We start from the raw sequence: 15431 nt of genomic DNA on the forward strand, positions 1-15431 counted from the left end.
GGCGGTCGGCTCGGCGGCGATGGCAGGCTCGGTGGTAGCGGTCGGCTCGGCGGCGGCGGCGGTCGGCTCGCTGGCGACGGAAGTCTCTGCGGGGGAGGCGGGCGCGTCGGCTGCGGCGAGGGTCGGCTCTGCTCCGGCGGCGACCGGAGTCGCTGCTGCGGCGAGGGTCGGCTCTACTGCGGCAGCAACGGTCCGCTCGACGGCGGCAGCAACGGTCGGTGCACCTTGCGGCTCGGGACGGAGGGCCCGGGAGCGGATGGCGGCCCGAGTGGCGGGCGGGGACGGGGTCGGCGTCACGGTCGCCGCGGGGGTCGGCTCCTCCGACGGGGTCGGAGCGGACGTGCGACGTCGGTCGCGGCGCAGCAGGGGCCGGGAGTCGATCGCGGATGCTGCGGGGTCGAGCGGGGCGTTCTCGCGCGAACGTCCGGAGGGTAGAGCAGTCGTGACGGGGTCCTTCCGCGAGCAGATGATCTCGGGTCACGGCCCCTTCGGGAGGACCGTTACCGTCCCGTAACCTACGTTGCCGTTCGGGGAGGCGTCAAATCCTCCGTGCCGGAATTCCTGCTGCGCAAGCTCCCGATGTCGTTGCGCCGCCTGGGCCCGTGGACGAGGGCGGAGTCGTCGCGGAGCATCAGAGTGGCATCGACGAGATCGCACCAGAGGGTGACACCGTGCTGGTGCCGATCGTGCGAAGGGTGGTGGATGTCACTTCCAAGACTACTCCGGACTGCCGAGCCGCCCTGGTAGTGCTTCTCGGACTGGTGTTTTTGCCGAATCCTGAAGGTCGCGGAGAGGCGCTTTCCATAGCTACTTCAGACAAACGGTTAGCTTAAATCCCAGTTCAATCGAGATTTAAGTCGGGGGTTCTTGAGCTTGAGATCCGCTCTGTGTCGTTGGCTCGGCGAATCGCCCAGTGGCGTCGGAGAGAGCTCTCTGCCCTCGAGGGGGACGGGAGTACGCGCTTCGTGCGGCGCCGCGAGGCTATCCTCCTACTCAGTCCGGCCGATGTACCGCCAGCCGCCGCTCAACATGCAGGTCCCGGTCAGTCTGTCGTTCGAAACCACTCGGAGAATGAAGGAGAGTTGTCGCTACGTTCCCCGGGACGGGTGCTCGTCATCCATTCAAAGTTGGGGCGCCGATGCCCATAGAGGTCGCCGAGAGCTTGAAGAGCCTCAGAAAAAGCGTGGGGCGCAACGCCGGCCTTGACCCGCTCTAGAATCTCGGCGATCTCACGATCCGAGGCGTCCCCCCAGTTGGATGCCCCGACGGGCGGCGTCAATGCACTTCGCTCGAGAAGGCTCCTCGCAGTGTCTACCTGGTCCTTCGAGACGACCGTCCCATCAGATGCACGGCGGCAGCGCGATGGTCTTCAAGTACCACGGCAGCCGTCACCCGCCATCAACCGCGCCTGGGCTGAGGCGCTCGCTTTCACCGCGAACTCTCCCGGGGGCCTGTACCTCGTCCCCGAACCGGCTGACGTCCCGGTCGCGGAGCCCGTCAGTTCGTAACTGCTTCCTGATCCGGTGACTCCGGAAGGGCGGCGATGGCCGGCCACAGGGCGGACGCCACTCGTTCGGGGAGGTCGGCGGGGACGTCGCCGCCGAATCGGTTGAAGTCGGCGAAGTAGCTGCCGAAACACAGGCTGACGATGGTGTCGACATCGATGTCCGCACGCACAGCTCCGCGCTGCTGCAGGTCCTGGAGTACGTCGGTGAGTTCCTGGCAGCGGGGTTGGTTTCCTTGCGCTCTCATCTGCTCGAGCAGGCCCGGCTCCCGTTCGGCCTCGGCCATGAAGTTCCCGTGCAGCGTCATCGCTCGGGGGTTGTGGTAGCGCGGATCGAGGCGGTGGATGGCTTCGACGAACGCGTCCCGGGGGGTGAGCGTGTCGAGATCGAACGGCGGGTATGCCTCCCGCTGTTTGCGCAGCCCGTACTGCAGCGCTTCGACGGCCAGTTCGTACTTGTTCGGCCACCGCCGGTAGAGGGTGGGGCGGGTGACGCCGGCCTGGGCCACGATGTCCCCGATGGTCAGGGCTGAGTAGCCCTTGGTGGCCAGCAACAGTCGGGTGGCGTCGATGATTGCCTCTTCGATGGCGGGGTCTCGTGGACGCCCGCCGTGCGCTGATGTCGGTCGTTCTGACTCGCCGGTTCGCCGCGGCGTCTTCGGGGACATGCTGTTTCCTTTCGGTTACACAACTTGACTGTAACCCAAAGATGCCGCTAGCGTCCCGTTCAGGTTGTTTCGTTACAGCCACTTACTGTAAATATTGCGGTGAATCGTATACCGCGCCTATCGAAGGAATTCATCATGACCGCAACATCCGATGGCTACGTGACCGTGCTGTGGGACGCGACGGCGAAGCCGGGACGGGAGAGCGAGCTGCGAGCGTTCATCACCGCCGCCGTCACGCCCTCGCGCAACGACGCCGGCAACATCGACTACGAAGCCCATGAAGTGGAGGGAGCGCCTGGAGCGTTCGTCATCTATGAGCGGTGGGAGACTCGGGAGCTGCTGGATGCGCATCTCTCCGCACCCCGGATGGTGGCTCTGGTGCCGGAGATGCTCGAACTCATCGATGGTTCCATCGAAGACGGGATCCGCATCCTGCGTCCGTTCCGGCCGGCGGCGTGAGGACGGTGCAGGAGGGAGGTTCTCGGATGACGACGACACTCATCACCGGTGGCAACAGGGGGCTCGGCTACGAGGTGGCCCGTCGCCTGATCGCGGCCGGGCAGAACGTGTGGATCAGCGCGCGAGACTCCACCTCCGGCCGTGAGGCCGCGGAGCGACTCCGTGCCCGTTACGTCCGCATGAACGTGACCGATGACGCGTCGGTGGAGGAGGCGGCGGCTACCATCCGGGACCAGGTGGGGCATCTGGACATCCTCATCAACAATGCCGGGATCCTCGGTGAGGTCGCCGCACCCGACGTGATGACCGCCGACCAGGTGCGTGACGTATACGAGACGAATGTCTTCGGGGTCGTGCGTGTCACCCGCGCGTTCCTGCCGCTGCTCCGCGAGGGAACGGACCCGTCGGTGATCAACGTGACCAGCGGTATGGGGTCGTTCACCCTCACCCAGGATCCGAACCGTGTCGAGTCGCAGTACGTGCTCGCCGCCTACGGGTCCTCCAAGAGCGCCGTGACGATGTTGACCACGCAATATGCGAAGACAATCCCCGAGGTGCGCTTCAACGCGGTGGACCCCGGGCAGACCGCCACGGACTTCACCGGCAACGTCGGGCAGACCGTGGTGGAAGGAGCCGAAGCGGCGGTCCGGATCGCCACAATGGGCTCCGCGACGCCCACCGGAACCGTCACCGATAAGGACGGCACCCTACCGTGGTGAATGAGCAGCTCCGGCGTCGTGAGGGCGCTGCGCTCCAGCGTGCGGCGACGCTGGAGCTGTTCTACGATCTCGTGTTCGTCTTCTCGATCACACAGATCTCCCATCTCCTCCTCGACGAGCTCACCTGGGCGGGGGCCGGGCGCGCCGTGATCGTGCTGCTCGCCGTGTGGTGGTCATGGAACTACACCACCTGGGCGACCAACGAACTCAACTCCGAGACGAATCCCGTCAGGCTTCTGCTGATCGTTCTGATGCTGGGCAGCCTGCTGATGGCCATCGCCCTGCCGCACGCGTTCGAGGAGCGGGGGCTGCTCTTCGCCGCTGCATATGTGGCGATACAGCTACTACGTCACGGGTTCCTCACCGTCGTCGCCGCCCGACGCGGAAGCGTCGAACGGCAACAGGCCGGCCGAATCATGACCTGGTTCCTCCTCGCCGGTGTGTTCTGGGTCGCAGGGGGCCTCACCGATCCCTCCGTCCGAATGTGGTGGTGGACCGTCGCGCTCTGCGTGGACTACCTCGCGCCAATCCTCCTGTACCCGATACCCGGACGCCCGCGACTGATGCCCACCACGTGGCACATCGCAACCACGCACTTCTCCGAGAGGTTCGGACTGTTCGTGATCGCCGCTCTCGGCGAGACCGTCATCCTCACCGGCGTCACGGCAACATCACACGACCTTAACGCGGCGACGGTGGCGGCGCTGATCATCGCGTTCATCAGCACCGCGGCGATGTGGTGGCTGTACTTCCTCACGACCAGCAAGATCGGCGAACATGCCCTGCGAGGCGACGACACCCGAACGCGGCGGGCCCGAGACGTCTACACCTACGGTCACATCCTAGTGATCGCCGGCATCATCCTCTCTGCTGTCGGAGACGAACTCGTCATCGCCCGCCCCCTCCACCCTCTCGCCACCGCCGAGCGGGTCGCCGTGACCGCAGGCCCGATCCTCTTCCTCCTTGCGCAACTGCTCATCGAGCTCAGGGCCACCGGCCGCATGACACCGGCACGACCGCTCGCGATCCTCATATGCGCTGCGGTCGCAGTTCTGGGCGCGAGCCTGCCCGGCCTGACCATCAGCACCACCATGGCGGGGATCCTCGTCCTCGTCGCCATCACCGACGACCGCACCGCACGGCGCCCGCAGAGGTGCTGAGGTCTGGATTCTGCCAGGTGTGGCCAGTGCTGCCAAGGTCACCTGGGCTGGAGTTTGCCATACTCCCGACTGGGATCCGAGGGCTCTGCCCAGGTTGCCAAGTTGTAGTGAGTATTCATAAGGGAAAAGTAAGTAAGTAGTAAAAGGGGCCAACCATCCCCCTACAGGGGTACGTTCCGCACTTGGCAACCTGGGCAGATCGCGCCGATCCCTTCTCCCGGCAGGGATCGAGGCCCCTCCCCGCCTGGGCAGGGGGTGGGCAATGCACCAAATGTGCGCAGTTTCCCCGCAGTCTGCTCGATTCGCCGCAGGGTAGTAGGCGAGAGAGAGTCGCGGGAAGCACCCCCCGGTCGAGCAGCCCACGGTTGCCGAGCGTGCCGCGGCCGATGCAGGGAGGGCGAGTCGTCGGGACCGAGCTCGTTGCGCTTCGAGCCAAGCCCCTTGCGCATCTTGCGGAAGAGCTTCGTGCCGTCTATGAGCTGTACCCGGCCCGTGCGCTCGGCGCTTTTCTTGGCCGAGAGCACCCAGACGTAGGTGGCGATGCCGGTGTTGTAGAACATGTCGGTGGGTAGCGCGATGATTGCTTCGAGCAGATCGCACTCGAGCACCCACGTGCGAATGTTGGACTCGCCTGACCCTGCTCCACCGGTGAACAGCGGGCTGCCATTGAGGACGATGGCAGCCCGCCCGCCTTCATCCGAGGCGGAGCGCATTTTCGAGATGAGGTGCATGAGGAACAACATCGATCCATCCGAGACGCGCGGCAGGCCAGGTCCGAACCGTCCCGCGAATCCGCGCTGAGTATGTTCGTCCGTGACGGCCTTCTGCTGCTACTTCCAATCGACGCCGAACGGCGGATTAGAGAGACCGTAACTGAACGTCGCGCCAGCGTGGCTGTCCTTGATGAGGGTGTCGCCGAAGAAGATGGGGCATCGACCGACTGGCCTTTGACGGTCATGTCGGCCTTGCAGATCGCGTACGACTGCGGGTTGATCTCCTGCCCGGCGAGCGTCAGCGTCGGCGGAGGGAGTGAGGCGGCCTCTCTCGATCCCCGAGATGACAGCTTGAGAAACGTTGGATCGTTCGGCGAGCTCCACTTGGCCCACGTGCTGACTGACGCGAACGTTCCACAGCATCAAGTTCGCGTCGCCCATGGCTCCACCGTTGATGCACCCGCACCGGATCTGCCAAAAATATTTCGGCAGATCTAGTGCGGGTGGACCTGTGGTAGACGAAAACGACAACTGCTGACCAAGGGCACCTTGGCTGGAGTTTCCCCAGTGATTCCAAGGGATCGGGGGCTGTTAGCAAGGTTGCCAAGTAGTAGGTAGTTCATATGAGAGATCAAGAGTAAGTAAGTAGTAAAGGGGGCCCTAGCTACCCTCTGAAATCCCTACAGGGCTACGTTATGCACTCGGTCACCTTGGCAGATCGAGGTGGTCCCCCACTCTCGACTGGCGAAACGGCTCATTCCGGCCTTGGCAGAGTCCTTGGACTGACCGTGACATCAAGATTTTCTGGCGGATCTGCAGCAATCGCCCCGGACTCGCCGCAGGGTAGTCGGTGAGAGAGAGTCGCGGAGAACATATCCCCGGTCGAAGCAACCCATTGGGCTGCCGAGCGGCCGCGACCGTAGCAGGGGGAGGAGTCCTCGCGCCGGGGCCTGTGTTCGACATCTGACAAGTCCACAGCGAACCGCGGCACGCCTGCCGCCCGAGCACGTTCGAGATCCGGCGGAGCTCGAGGTGAGAGCCTGCCTAGCTGCTGCGACCTTCCTCACGGTCGCCACATCCATCATCCGCGGCTGACGACCGCGTAGCGACGGTCGATGTCGCTGTCTGCAGGAGTTGGCCGTTGAGGCAGATGTTGTAGATGGTCGTGCCACTTCAGAGCGTGCTTGCGCATCGCTCATTCGCAAGCGACGCCGTCTCCGTCTCGGTCAAGCTTCCGGCTGTATCCAGGCGAGCCGGCGTAGAGGGGCGAAGCGCCTGCCGCGCGCACCGCATCGCAGTTCGCGTAGAACGTGTTCGCGGGTGGCGCCGGAGCGGGTACCGGCTCTACCGGAGCGGGTGCGGGCTGGATGGGTGCTGGTGCCGGGACCGGCGCTGGATCTGGCTCGACGGGCGCTGGTTCCGATGTCGGCTGCGGAGCGGGTGCAGCGAAAGCTGAGCTAGGTGCGGGCTCGTCCGGGCAGGTCACCAGCACGCGATCCATAGCGTCGTACTCGGCCTGCGTCACCCACAGACCGTAGGTGGCCTTCACCGCTACCTGCCGCGCGACGTAGGCACAGCGAAAGTCTCGGTTCGAGGGCAACCATGTCGCCGCGTCGCCGTCGCCCTTCTGCGCGTTAGCCGAGCCATCGACCGCGAGGAGGTTCAGCGGATCGTTTGCGAAGGTCGCGCGCTGATCTGCAGTGAGCTGTTGAGCGCCCTTCTGCCAGGCGTCGGACAGTGACACGACGTGGTCGATCTGCACCAGCTCGGACGTGCCCTGTCCGCGGGAGAACGCAATCTCGGTTCCGGTAAAGGGATCGGCGAGCGACCCGGAGATCACGCGGCACGGACCCGACCGTGTGGCGTCGGCGAGGTCGCGGGCGAGGATGTCGTTCCGGGTGTCACAGCCGTTGCGGTCGATGTCGAGCCATCGCTGGCCGAACTCGTCTCGGTCGTATCCGGTTTTCGGGGCGCGACCCTTCACCTCGAGGGTGGCGAGAACTGCGAGAGCAGTTTGGTTAGCCGTCGCCGATGCATCCTTCGCAGTGCCGGCCAGACCCGCGAAGGCCTGCACCTCTGACGCGTCATCCGCGAACGGCGTCGCGGATGGAGTGGGCGTTGGACTCGCGGTCGTTGTCGAGACGACATCAGCAGGCGCCTCAACAGCGGTGCTCTCGTCCGTCGGGTAGAGCGCGGTGCTGATGCTTCCGACGACGAAGAAGACCACGGCGGACGCGATGGTCCAGATCACTGCTCGTCGGCGCGAGGTGAAGCGCAGCCAAGTCGGGGTGTTGCGGACAAGGGCGACCACACCGGTGATCGTGACGATCAGCGCGATCAGCGCGACGAGCGGGGAGAGGAAGACTGTTACGAGCACGGCGGCTAGCCCGCCGATAATCCACAGCCAAGTGGGTATCTTTCGCTTCGCTGCTGCGGTCGCGAAGGTTGTCGCGGGCGGAGGAAGCATGCCGGTCGGTGGGGGCGGCGCGGTCTGCGCGCTCCATTGCTGTCCGTCCCACCAGCGGGTCTGCTTGGGATTCTCAGGGTCGGGGAACCAGCCGGCGGGAGGGGTGCTCACGCGCTCACCGCGGCGAGCATCTCGGTGAGTCCGGGATAGGCGGCGTTGTCCGCCAGTACCCGCTCGTAGTCCTTGCGGGCCATGGCCTTCTTCCCTTCGGCGAGATAGGTGTGCCCTCGTGCGACAAGCGCGAGGTGTCGCAGCTCGACGGGGCGCGAACGCACGCGTAGCGCTTCCTTCAGCGCTTCGCGAGCGGCCTCGAAGTACCCCTGTTCACGCAGCGCCGTGCCGCGCTGGATGAGGAGGAACGTCGCTGCGACGTCCTCGTTGGTGAGACCGTTGGTCAGGTCGATGATGTCTGCCCATCTTTCCTGCTCCGCGTAGAGCTCGGCGAGGGACACGGCAGCAACTGTTGTCGGCTCCAGTGCTTCGACGATGGATATGGCTCGCTCGGGATCGCCGGCGGCCTGCTCTAGCTCGGCGGCCAGCAGGCCGAGGGCCTGACGGTCCCACTTCATCATCGCCGTCACGCCGGTCGCAACCGGGATGCTGACTTCGGCTGTATCCACGTACTTGGTGATGAACGGGTCGCTGGTGGGGTCGTATCCAGAGTCGAAAAGCCACCCAAGCAGTACGCGAGCCCGTGCGTCATCGCGGTTCGGAGCAGCCACCCGCAGCACCTCGACCATTGCGGCCGTTGGCGCGGCCGCGGGGGTCTGCTGACCAACCGCATGGATTACCGATGCGTCACCGGGTCCGCTGAGCTGCTTGAACAGTTGCTTCTCCCACGCCGGGGCAGTGAGACCCGGCTTGATCTTCTTCGGCTTCGGTGGAGCTGTCGGTTGTGGTTGCTGCCGCGGACGGGATGCAGGACGCTTCGCGCTGATACTCGACGACTGTGTGTGCGAGATGCCGGTGCCCGGGATCCCGACCGTACGCGTCATGCGCCCGTTGGTGTTCACGCTGACGCGGGCGCCCCGGACACCCGCCGATACACCGATGTTCTTGCTGGATACATTCAGTCGCACGCCGGGCGCGATCTTGATGGACTTGCGGACCTTGAACCCCATAGTTCAGCCTCTCTCGACAACCTCCCTGATTCTATTCATGCGCAAGGAACGCTGCGCCTTGGTGGAGGCCAAGCCGAACCCGGCCGGTAAGCACACCTGGTCGGCGATACGTTGGCTCCTGCAAGAATCCCATCTGTAGGGGAAGAGCTGAACGACGACCACTCCTTCTTCTCATGCCGATGTGGTCACGGCGCTATCCCGGGCGCCCGAGGAACGGAACTGGCGGTCGGCCGTCGCCCTCATCGGCGAGCATTGGCCGACCTTGCTCGATGAGCCCGGCAACATTCTGGATGATGCGTTGCGGGCTGTTCCGCTCGATGCTTTCCGTGGTGAACCGCGAGCGACGGCGGTCCCATCCTGGCTGATGCGCCCTGAGATCTACCCAGTGAACACACGAGTCAGATCGGCGCCCAAGAGGACGGTCCCCATTAGAAGTCGACGCGGCCCTCGCGGTCGATGTCCAGAGCTGTGCAGTCTTTCGCCCACTCCTCGAGCGCGGAGTCAAGTTGCTGCCGCAACCAGTCGCGGGTCTGTTCGGTCTTCGGGGTGACCGACAGCTGCCAGAGGCGCTGGTCGACGGAGCCGGTGAGATTGGCGGCGGGTGATGTCTTCATGGTGTCCCCGGTTCTTGACGTCAGTTGCGGACGGGTGTGTAGTCGGCGGCGTGGAGAAGGCGGCGGAGTTTAATGAGGAGGTCCTCGTCGACGGTCTTCTCCCGAGGAGGCGACACGATGATGGTCTCGGTGCCGACCGTGACCTTCACTTTGCTGTTGTGCTCGACGGTGACCTCCCCAACGGCTCGGAGCAGTGACAGGACGTCGTGCCACTGGACGTTGCTGCTCGTCGGGTGCTCGGAGATCTGGCGGAGTGTATTGCGGTGGTTCTCACCCAGGTGCGAGGACATGTCGGCCTACTTTCGGTGGTCTCGGTAAACACCACCGTAGGTTCGCGAAGCCGGGTGCCAGTCAGACCGTTGTCGAGTCCCGCATCGACACCGCGTAGACCGACGGGTGTCGATAGGACATTCGACAGTCGTCGTGCGCCGTTCGACAGGCGCTCTTCTACGTTCAACAGCATGGAGTTGGAGATGACCTCGACGCGGAGTGCAGCGGCCGTGCCGTACATGCTCGTCTTCGCCGGAGGAGCAGCAGGCACGAGTATCCGGATTCTCCTCGGTACATGGTGGGCGAGCAGCTCCTCGTTCCCCTGGCCGACGTTCATCATCAACGTGTCGGGCGCAATCTTGCTCGGCGCGCTCTACGGCGCATCTCGCGGGGCGGCGACGGGTCGGATGCGCTTGCTGCTCGGCACCGGAGTTCTCGGCGGGTATACGACGTACAGCACGTTCGCGGTCGGCTCCGACGGGCTGATCCTGACGGACCACCTGCTCCTCGGTGTCCTCTACGTGGTGCCGACCGTCGTCCTCGGGATCGCCGGCGGGTTCGCAGCCCAGCGCCTCACCGCTCCGAGGAAGGTACGAGCATGACGGGGCTCGTCGTCGTTCTTGCGTCCTTGGCCGGCGGTCTGGGCGCAGTCGCACGGTACGCTCTCGACACGCGAGTCACGCGTCGTGTGGGCGGCCCGTTCCCGTGGGGCACGGTCATCATCAACGTGAGCGGATCCTTCGCTCTCGGTCTCGTCACCGGGCTCGCTGACGCTCACGTCCTCGATGCATCGGGCGCGCTGATCCTGGGCGCCGGCTTCCTCGGCGGGTACACCACGTTCAGCACGGCCAGCGTGCAGGCGGCAGAGCTGTTCGCTCGTCGTCGAACGCTTCTCGGGGTCTCCTATGCCGGAGGCATGCTGAGCGCCGCTCTCCTCGCGGCGGCCGCCGGACTGGCGCTGTCTTACGCCTGGGGGCCCGCGTGAGTGCTCAGCGAGTGAAACAGATCGGCGATGGTCTCCAGCTCACGCGCGTTCCGGGCTTCGACGCGGATCGCGTTCTCCTCCAGCGGTGGCTCGAAGCTCGCTCGGTGCTCGGCCATCACCCTGTCCACGACATCGGGCCGGGCGGCAGCGGACCGGTTCGCTTGCAGCCGATGTCGCTGGGTGACCGGGTCGATGTCCAACCAGATGATCTGGAACCGCACCTTGCCCTGGGCCGCGACCTCGCGCCAGGTGTCACGCAGGAACCGGTGGGAAGCGGTGTCGTCGACGATGACGCTAACGCCCAGTTCACTGGTTCTTTCTCTTGGCCGAGGCAAGGTCGTGACGTTTGTTTCGACCGTTCTCAGCCGGAGCGGTAATCGGCGTCGGATGCGAGCGGGTCGACTGGGGCGGTCAGCCGCCCCCGGGTCACTCGTTTCAGTTGCGGCTGCCGGGCCCACGGGTGTTGAAGGCCAGTGGGTTCGGGCCGGTCCCAGCGACATTCCCGCCATTCATTGCTGGAGGTTGCATACGTTCGTTGCTAGGCGTCGAGTTGGAACGACCGAGATCGCCCTCGAGCAGGTGGGACGTCATCGTCCTACGAGTCGGTTGTCGAAGTCCCTTCGGCTCCCCGACTGTCGGCAGGGGCTGCCTCATCTGACAACGCAATCAGATCATCGACGATGTGAGAAGCAAAGCGTGGCTCGCGAAGAGTGATGCCGTCGCGGCTCGAGTGCTTCTCAACGTCGCCGCTGACATCGTGACCAACCTTCCCTACCACGCACACCACGATTGAACCCTTCGGCAGACCGTTGATAGTCGCTTTGAGGTTGCGGGCGCGTTTGTTCTTCTCGCTCGCTATCCAATGGATGTGACCAGCCGGAATCCCGAGCTGTTCGGTCATAGCCTCGACAACCCTGAGTTCGATCTGGCCTCCGACGATAAGGATGCGGCGATCTTTGAAGTGACGAGCAGTCGCCGTCCTTCGTTCCTCAAGAGACGGCAAGTTAGGTTCGAGGTGCACTGCGACGTCTGCTGGCGGCGGTGGAACGCAGGCTACCGTCGTTGGCGTTTCGCCCCAGAGGCTTTCGTGCGTCCCGAGGAAAAACTCACCGTCACGTGCCGAGGTGCCTACAAGGTCGTCGACGAGTAACCGGTGGGTCAGCGGCGCCCCGCGGTATTCGGGGGCTGCTAAAGCTGTCGATCCATGAACGGCATGCTTGATTGGTGACCTAGACAGCAGCGTACCGATGCCTTCGTGCGCCATCTTCGCGAGCACTCGTGGCACATCGAGGGAGCCAGTTGAGTAGATTTCCACTAGATGATTCCAGGCCCGAGACCCGAGCTTCACTCGATGGTCCGCTGTCCACGTAAGAAGCCTGGACAAGCTCTGCTCATCTTTGGCTTCGAGGGCAATCGCGGGATCGAGGAGAACCGTGGCGGTCAACTCTCTTCCTTCGCAACCCGCGCGGCTAGGGCCCGAATGATGAATCGGGTGTCAACCTCCTGCGCATCGAAGAACCCATCTGGCCACTCGTCAAAATCTCCACCCGCGGTCAAGGAGAGAGAGCGCACCTGAGTCGCTCCCCCGACTCGCTCTGCGAACATCACCTCCACGTGGGAGGGGGTTGTCACCTCTTCTGCGATACGACGCCGAATTCGAGTCACGAGGTACTCGCTGTGCGTCTCCACAATGAAGCGGACGTCGGGGCGAGCGAAGAGGAAGAAGTCTGCAAGCCTCGATTGGACGGACGGATGGAGATGTAGCTCGGGCTGTTCAATCAAGATGATGGTGCCAGCTTCAGCGGCGAGACTCGCGACAAGGATTGGGAGCAGCTGGCTCGCGCCCACACCAATCTGCGTTAGGTCCCGTGAGAACCCGTCCACCTGCAGTTCGACGCCCCGACCGAGCTTTCCGTGGTCGTGGACTTCGATCTTGTCGCCGATCCCAAAGTACTCGCACCAGAGCGCGACTGCATCCGGAAGTGCCGCGACGCGGGGTGTCCCGTCCCAGTCTTGGAAGTTGATCTTGCTGTTTCTCTCGCGCGTGAGAATCTCTGCGGTGAGCTCGCCTCGGATGCCGACCGGTAGCGCAGGAACCCGCTCATCCCATGCGCCTTGCACCACCCGTGGCTCGTCGCGGAGAGGACCTAGGTACTGAATCCGATTCCCGAAGATCTCCAACGCCGATGCGAAAGCGCCCATATACGTGAGGCTCGTCGCGTGTTCCTCGGCGAGAGTTGTTTCGATTGCTCCACCATCGAAGTAGTAGTGCCGCATGCGCTGAGGATGGCCGAAAAAAGACAAACCAGGACCGATGACGGCCCACTCATGCTCGGCTCTACGTTCGACCAATCGTCGGACGAGAGTCTTGAGCACCTCCGGCTCCAGCGCGTTGAAGTCCCGCATCGTCCAGAGGGCCGACATGCTCTGCGCCTGACGGCTTGAGTTTCCCGGCGGGGTCTTCTCGATGCCGAACTCTTTGAAGAACTTCTTCTTTGACACTAGCTGCGTCAACTCGGAGGCCACGTCGATGTTGAGACGGTCTGTCGCAAGGATGTTGTCGAGTAGTGCTCCCATCTGTCGACGAATCACGCCGGGGTCGATATGACGGGCGAGAAGCATCGGGACCAGTCCGACGAAGCCGACGTACATGCGGTTGGGTGCCTTGCGGCCGTCGATGATCTTGAGCTTCAGAAACGACAGGTCCTGATTGGAGAAGGAGTGGGAGAACGCTTCGATGTCAGCTGCTCGCATGCGCTCAGACGTGGCAGACACGATGAGTTTGCCGTAAGCGTCGATGACCTCGAATGACGAGGGCGACATTGAGGTGCCGTCGTCGGCGGGGACGAGGGAGACCGCCACGTTGAACTTCGCGGCGCGGGGCGGTTCGGCGGTTGCCGCGAGTCCTCCGTGCGCGACTTCGAACCGGAACTCGACCGCGGACTGGCCCTCTCTGATGACGTGCGACGGTTCACCGAGACGGACCAATTGCCCGTTCATCACAATTCGTCCGCCTCGAGTCATCGACTGCGCGAGGAGCAGCATGGATTGCAGCACTGACGACTTCCCGGAGCTGTTAGCTCCAGCAAGAACAGTCAGACGCGGGAGCCTAAGCGTGGCGGCGCCGAGTGACTTGAAGTCCGCAACGCTCCATGAGCCGATTGTCGCCATCCATTGCCCCCACTCGATCTGTGACTTGCGATTACCCTATCGGGCGGACGATGTGCCGATATGCCGGAGGGGATGGTCGCCTGATGGCCGCTGGCGCGCGTCGAGCGCGACGTGTCGGTGTTGCCCAGTAGCATCTCGGTATGACGCTCGCGAACCGCACCGGTAGCGATTCGCGCTGTTGTATTGAGAGCGGGGCTCCGTACGAATGGATCCACGCTGAGGATCCAACGCATGTGCAGATGGTTGAAGTGGAAGAATGGCTCGCCGGCCTCAACGCGTTCTCCCGGGCCCACGAAGAGGGCGAGATCGACGAACTCTTCGAGGCGGCTTCCGAAGGCAAGCTCGAAGACACCGGCGACAACCACACCAAGATCAAGCCCGTCACGCACAAACCCGAGATCTATGAACTTCGCCTCAAGTCAGGTCTGAAGCGCCCTTACACGTATCTTCGCTTCTACCACTCTGAGCCCGCGGTCAGGCCGAAGAACCTCATCGCGCTTCACCGACACATCAAGTCGAGCGGGGACGCGCAGACGGACGGACTCGCCCAGGCGATCTCCATCCATGAGCTGGGTGAGTCGATAAACTGGGCGTAACGCCCCTACTCAACCTCCAGGTTGTGTGCGTATGATGTCGACATGAGCAACATTTTCCCCATGCTCGCCAAGTCCGTCTCGCCCATGAAGCTGGTGCGCTCGCGTGCGAAGGTTCTCGCACGCGAGGATCGTGACATGCGCGCCGAGCTTGTCCGCATCCGCCGCAAGGCGAATCTCACGCAGAAGAAGGTCGCGGAGCAGCTCGGAATCACCGCCCAGGCAGTTGCCAAGATTGAGCGGTACGACGCCGACCCCAAGCTTTCGACGTTGCGACGGTACGCCAATGCCGTCGGAGCGATTGTCGAGCACCGAGTCACCGCTGACTGCGGGCAGTCCATATATATGGCCAGTTCCTCCAGGTGGGAGTCCAATGCTGTGCCTGGTGTGCAGGTTACGACTTGGCGGTTTGCCACAGCTGGAGTGCCAGCGCACGCGCCGACGAGTACGGCAGAGTGGTCCGAGACCAAGCGGTCCGAGTTCGCGCTGGGTGCCTAGTGGCCGGTGAGCTCAGCGATGCTGACCGTACCCGCGTTCACGATCTAATCTCGAACTCGGAGCTCGGCGGAATCTTCTTCCACGAGCAGAGCGTGCGTCGGCATGAAGAGACGCCTGAGGGCATGCCGACTGACTTCTCGAACGCGGAGGTCGGTATCCAGTTCAGGCTCTCTGACGAAGACTTTGGGGTCCGGCTGATGGCGGAGATCCAGAACACCATTGGCATCGCCACAGTGGTCGTCTCTGGCGAATACAACCTCACCGGCGGTTTCAAGCCCACGCGACGCGACGTCATGATGTTCGCGAACGAGGTCGCCGCGATGACGATCTACCCATACCTCCGCGAGGGAGTCAGTACCGCGACCGCCAAGGTTCTCGGCGAGGGTGTGCTCTTACCAATCGCGCCGCGCGGAGCCATCGCTTTCGAGATCGAGGATGAACCGGGTCAGGACGAGATCGAGTAGTTCGAGTGCGGCGAAGGGCGGTCAG

Annotated in this window: 18 protein-coding genes; 8 read left to right on the top strand and 10 right to left on the bottom strand. The window is 63.8% G+C overall.

The window, feature by feature from the left end; translation table 11 throughout:
- Positions 1-1497: 1497 nt before the first annotated feature.
- On the bottom strand, positions 1498-2172 hold the full coding sequence (locus DW297_RS04485) for a TetR/AcrR family transcriptional regulator (RefSeq protein WP_136029796.1): 675 nt from the start codon (positions 2170-2172) through the stop codon (positions 1498-1500).
- Positions 2173-2307: 135 nt separating this feature from the next.
- Here DW297_RS04485 and DW297_RS04490 point away from each other — a divergent pair, with 135 nt between their 5' ends.
- Genes DW297_RS04490 through DW297_RS04500 form a run of 3 tightly spaced genes read left to right on the top strand, consistent with a single transcriptional unit; the run spans position 2308 to position 4510 of the window.
- Positions 2308-2631, top strand: coding sequence for a putative quinol monooxygenase (locus DW297_RS04490; protein ID WP_115364453.1), 324 nt, complete (start codon positions 2308-2310; stop codon positions 2629-2631).
- A gap of 26 nt (positions 2632-2657) precedes the next feature.
- The gene (locus DW297_RS04495) at positions 2658-3350 is read left to right on the top strand and encodes an SDR family NAD(P)-dependent oxidoreductase (protein ID WP_136029798.1); all 693 of its coding nucleotides are present in this window, start codon (positions 2658-2660) and stop codon (positions 3348-3350) included.
- Positions 3347-4510: a low temperature requirement protein A gene (locus tag DW297_RS04500; RefSeq protein ID WP_136029800.1), complete on the top strand. Its 1164-nt coding sequence runs from the start codon at positions 3347-3349 to the stop codon at positions 4508-4510. Before DW297_RS04495 ends, DW297_RS04500 begins: the two co-directional genes overlap by 4 nt.
- 161 nt (positions 4511-4671) lie before the next feature.
- Here the strand turns inward: DW297_RS04500 and DW297_RS19365 are convergent, their stop codons facing one another.
- The 6 genes from DW297_RS19365 to DW297_RS04535 all read right to left on the bottom strand — a co-directional run bounded on the left by DW297_RS19365 (position 4672) and on the right by DW297_RS04535 (position 9715).
- Complete coding sequence (locus tag DW297_RS19365; protein ID WP_342589021.1) at positions 4672-5253, bottom strand: HsdM family class I SAM-dependent methyltransferase; 582 nt, start codon at positions 5251-5253, stop codon at positions 4672-4674.
- An 87-nt stretch (positions 5254-5340) separates the two neighbouring features.
- Entirely contained in the window at positions 5341-5664 is a 324-nt protein-coding gene (locus DW297_RS19440; protein ID WP_446724357.1) for a helix-turn-helix domain-containing protein, read from the bottom strand.
- Positions 5665-6418: 754 nt separating this feature from the next.
- Positions 6419-7801, bottom strand: a complete 1383-nt coding sequence (locus tag DW297_RS04520) for a GmrSD restriction endonuclease domain-containing protein (RefSeq protein ID WP_136029803.1) — start codon at positions 7799-7801, stop codon at positions 6419-6421.
- Positions 7798-8811, bottom strand: coding sequence for a DUF4236 domain-containing protein (locus DW297_RS19085; protein ID WP_136029804.1), 1014 nt, complete (start codon positions 8809-8811; stop codon positions 7798-7800). Before DW297_RS19085 ends, DW297_RS04520 begins: the two co-directional genes overlap by 4 nt.
- Positions 8812-9239: 428 nt before the next feature.
- Complete coding sequence (locus tag DW297_RS04530) at positions 9240-9425, bottom strand: hypothetical protein (protein WP_136029806.1); 186 nt, start codon at positions 9423-9425, stop codon at positions 9240-9242.
- Between the two features lie 20 nt (positions 9426-9445).
- Entirely contained in the window at positions 9446-9715 is a 270-nt protein-coding gene (locus tag DW297_RS04535; protein ID WP_136029808.1) for a hypothetical protein, read from the bottom strand.
- Positions 9716-9886: 171 nt separating this feature from the next.
- On the opposite strand from DW297_RS04535, the gene DW297_RS04540 reads away from it, so the two are divergent.
- Both DW297_RS04540 and DW297_RS04545 read left to right on the top strand, forming a co-directional pair.
- Positions 9887-10297: a fluoride efflux transporter FluC gene (locus tag DW297_RS04540; RefSeq protein WP_136029810.1), complete on the top strand. Its 411-nt coding sequence runs from the start codon at positions 9887-9889 to the stop codon at positions 10295-10297.
- Positions 10294-10680, top strand: a complete 387-nt coding sequence (locus tag DW297_RS04545) for a fluoride efflux transporter FluC (protein WP_136029812.1) — start codon at positions 10294-10296, stop codon at positions 10678-10680. Before DW297_RS04540 ends, DW297_RS04545 begins: the two co-directional genes overlap by 4 nt.
- Here DW297_RS04545 and DW297_RS04550 read toward each other — a convergent pair.
- The 3 genes from DW297_RS04550 to DW297_RS04560 all read right to left on the bottom strand — a co-directional run bounded on the left by DW297_RS04550 (position 10659) and on the right by DW297_RS04560 (position 13851).
- Positions 10659-11015 (bottom strand): AAA family ATPase, encoded by a 357-nt coding sequence (locus DW297_RS04550; protein ID WP_168442794.1) that lies wholly within the window; start codon positions 11013-11015, stop codon positions 10659-10661. The genes DW297_RS04545 and DW297_RS04550 overlap by 22 nt on opposite strands.
- Positions 11016-11275: 260 nt before the next feature.
- Positions 11276-12124, bottom strand: coding sequence for a hypothetical protein (locus DW297_RS04555; protein ID WP_136029817.1), 849 nt, complete (start codon positions 12122-12124; stop codon positions 11276-11278).
- Positions 12121-13851 carry an AAA family ATPase gene (locus DW297_RS04560; protein ID WP_136029818.1) on the bottom strand — a complete coding sequence of 577 codons (1731 nt, stop codon included), beginning with the start codon at positions 13849-13851 and terminating at the stop codon, positions 12121-12123. The genes DW297_RS04555 and DW297_RS04560 overlap by 4 nt, the downstream gene beginning before the upstream one ends.
- Before the next feature lie 140 nt (positions 13852-13991).
- Between DW297_RS04560 and DW297_RS04565 the strand changes: the two genes are divergently transcribed.
- Genes DW297_RS04565 through DW297_RS04575 form a run of 3 tightly spaced genes read left to right on the top strand, consistent with a single transcriptional unit; the run spans position 13992 to position 15406 of the window.
- Complete coding sequence (locus DW297_RS04565; protein WP_136029820.1) at positions 13992-14447, top strand: hypothetical protein; 456 nt, start codon at positions 13992-13994, stop codon at positions 14445-14447.
- A 42-nt stretch (positions 14448-14489) separates the two neighbouring features.
- Positions 14490-14942, top strand: coding sequence for a helix-turn-helix domain-containing protein (locus DW297_RS04570; RefSeq protein ID WP_240744519.1), 453 nt, complete (start codon positions 14490-14492; stop codon positions 14940-14942).
- Positions 14942-15406: a hypothetical protein gene (locus DW297_RS04575; protein WP_136029822.1), complete on the top strand. Its 465-nt coding sequence runs from the start codon at positions 14942-14944 to the stop codon at positions 15404-15406. Before DW297_RS04570 ends, DW297_RS04575 begins: the two co-directional genes overlap by 1 nt.
- Positions 15407-15431 lie beyond the last annotated feature (25 nt).

The organism is Microbacterium sp. PF5, assembly GCF_004794315.1.
Lineage (GTDB): Bacteria > Actinomycetota > Actinomycetes > Actinomycetales > Microbacteriaceae > Microbacterium > Microbacterium sufflavum.

Bases quoted from the DNA above. Each gene is read 5' to 3' on its own strand.
- DW297_RS19440 (WP_446724357.1), bottom strand. From the start codon at position 5,664: ATGGGCGACGCGAACTTGATGCTGTGGAACGTTCGCGTCAGTCAGCAC.
- DW297_RS04565 (WP_136029820.1), top strand. From the start codon at position 13,992: ATGACGCTCGCGAACCGCACCGGTAGCGATTCGCGCTGTTGTATTGAG.
- DW297_RS04535 (WP_136029808.1), bottom strand. From the start codon at position 9,715: ATGTCCTCGCACCTGGGTGAGAACCACCGCAATACACTCCGCCAGATC.
- DW297_RS04545 (WP_136029812.1), top strand. From the start codon at position 10,294: ATGACGGGGCTCGTCGTCGTTCTTGCGTCCTTGGCCGGCGGTCTGGGC.
- DW297_RS04570 (WP_240744519.1), top strand. From the start codon at position 14,490: ATGAGCAACATTTTCCCCATGCTCGCCAAGTCCGTCTCGCCCATGAAG.
- DW297_RS19085 (WP_136029804.1), bottom strand. From the start codon at position 8,811: ATGGGGTTCAAGGTCCGCAAGTCCATCAAGATCGCGCCCGGCGTGCGA.
- DW297_RS04540 (WP_136029810.1), top strand. From the start codon at position 9,887: ATGGAGTTGGAGATGACCTCGACGCGGAGTGCAGCGGCCGTGCCGTAC.
- DW297_RS04485 (WP_136029796.1), bottom strand. From the start codon at position 2,172: ATGTCCCCGAAGACGCCGCGGCGAACCGGCGAGTCAGAACGACCGACA.
- DW297_RS19365 (WP_342589021.1), bottom strand. From the start codon at position 5,253: ATGTTGTTCCTCATGCACCTCATCTCGAAAATGCGCTCCGCCTCGGAT.
- DW297_RS04530 (WP_136029806.1), bottom strand. From the start codon at position 9,425: ATGAAGACATCACCCGCCGCCAATCTCACCGGCTCCGTCGACCAGCGC.
- DW297_RS04490 (WP_115364453.1), top strand. From the start codon at position 2,308: ATGACCGCAACATCCGATGGCTACGTGACCGTGCTGTGGGACGCGACG.
- DW297_RS04495 (WP_136029798.1), top strand. From the start codon at position 2,658: ATGACGACGACACTCATCACCGGTGGCAACAGGGGGCTCGGCTACGAG.
- DW297_RS04560 (WP_136029818.1), bottom strand. From the start codon at position 13,851: ATGGCGACAATCGGCTCATGGAGCGTTGCGGACTTCAAGTCACTCGGC.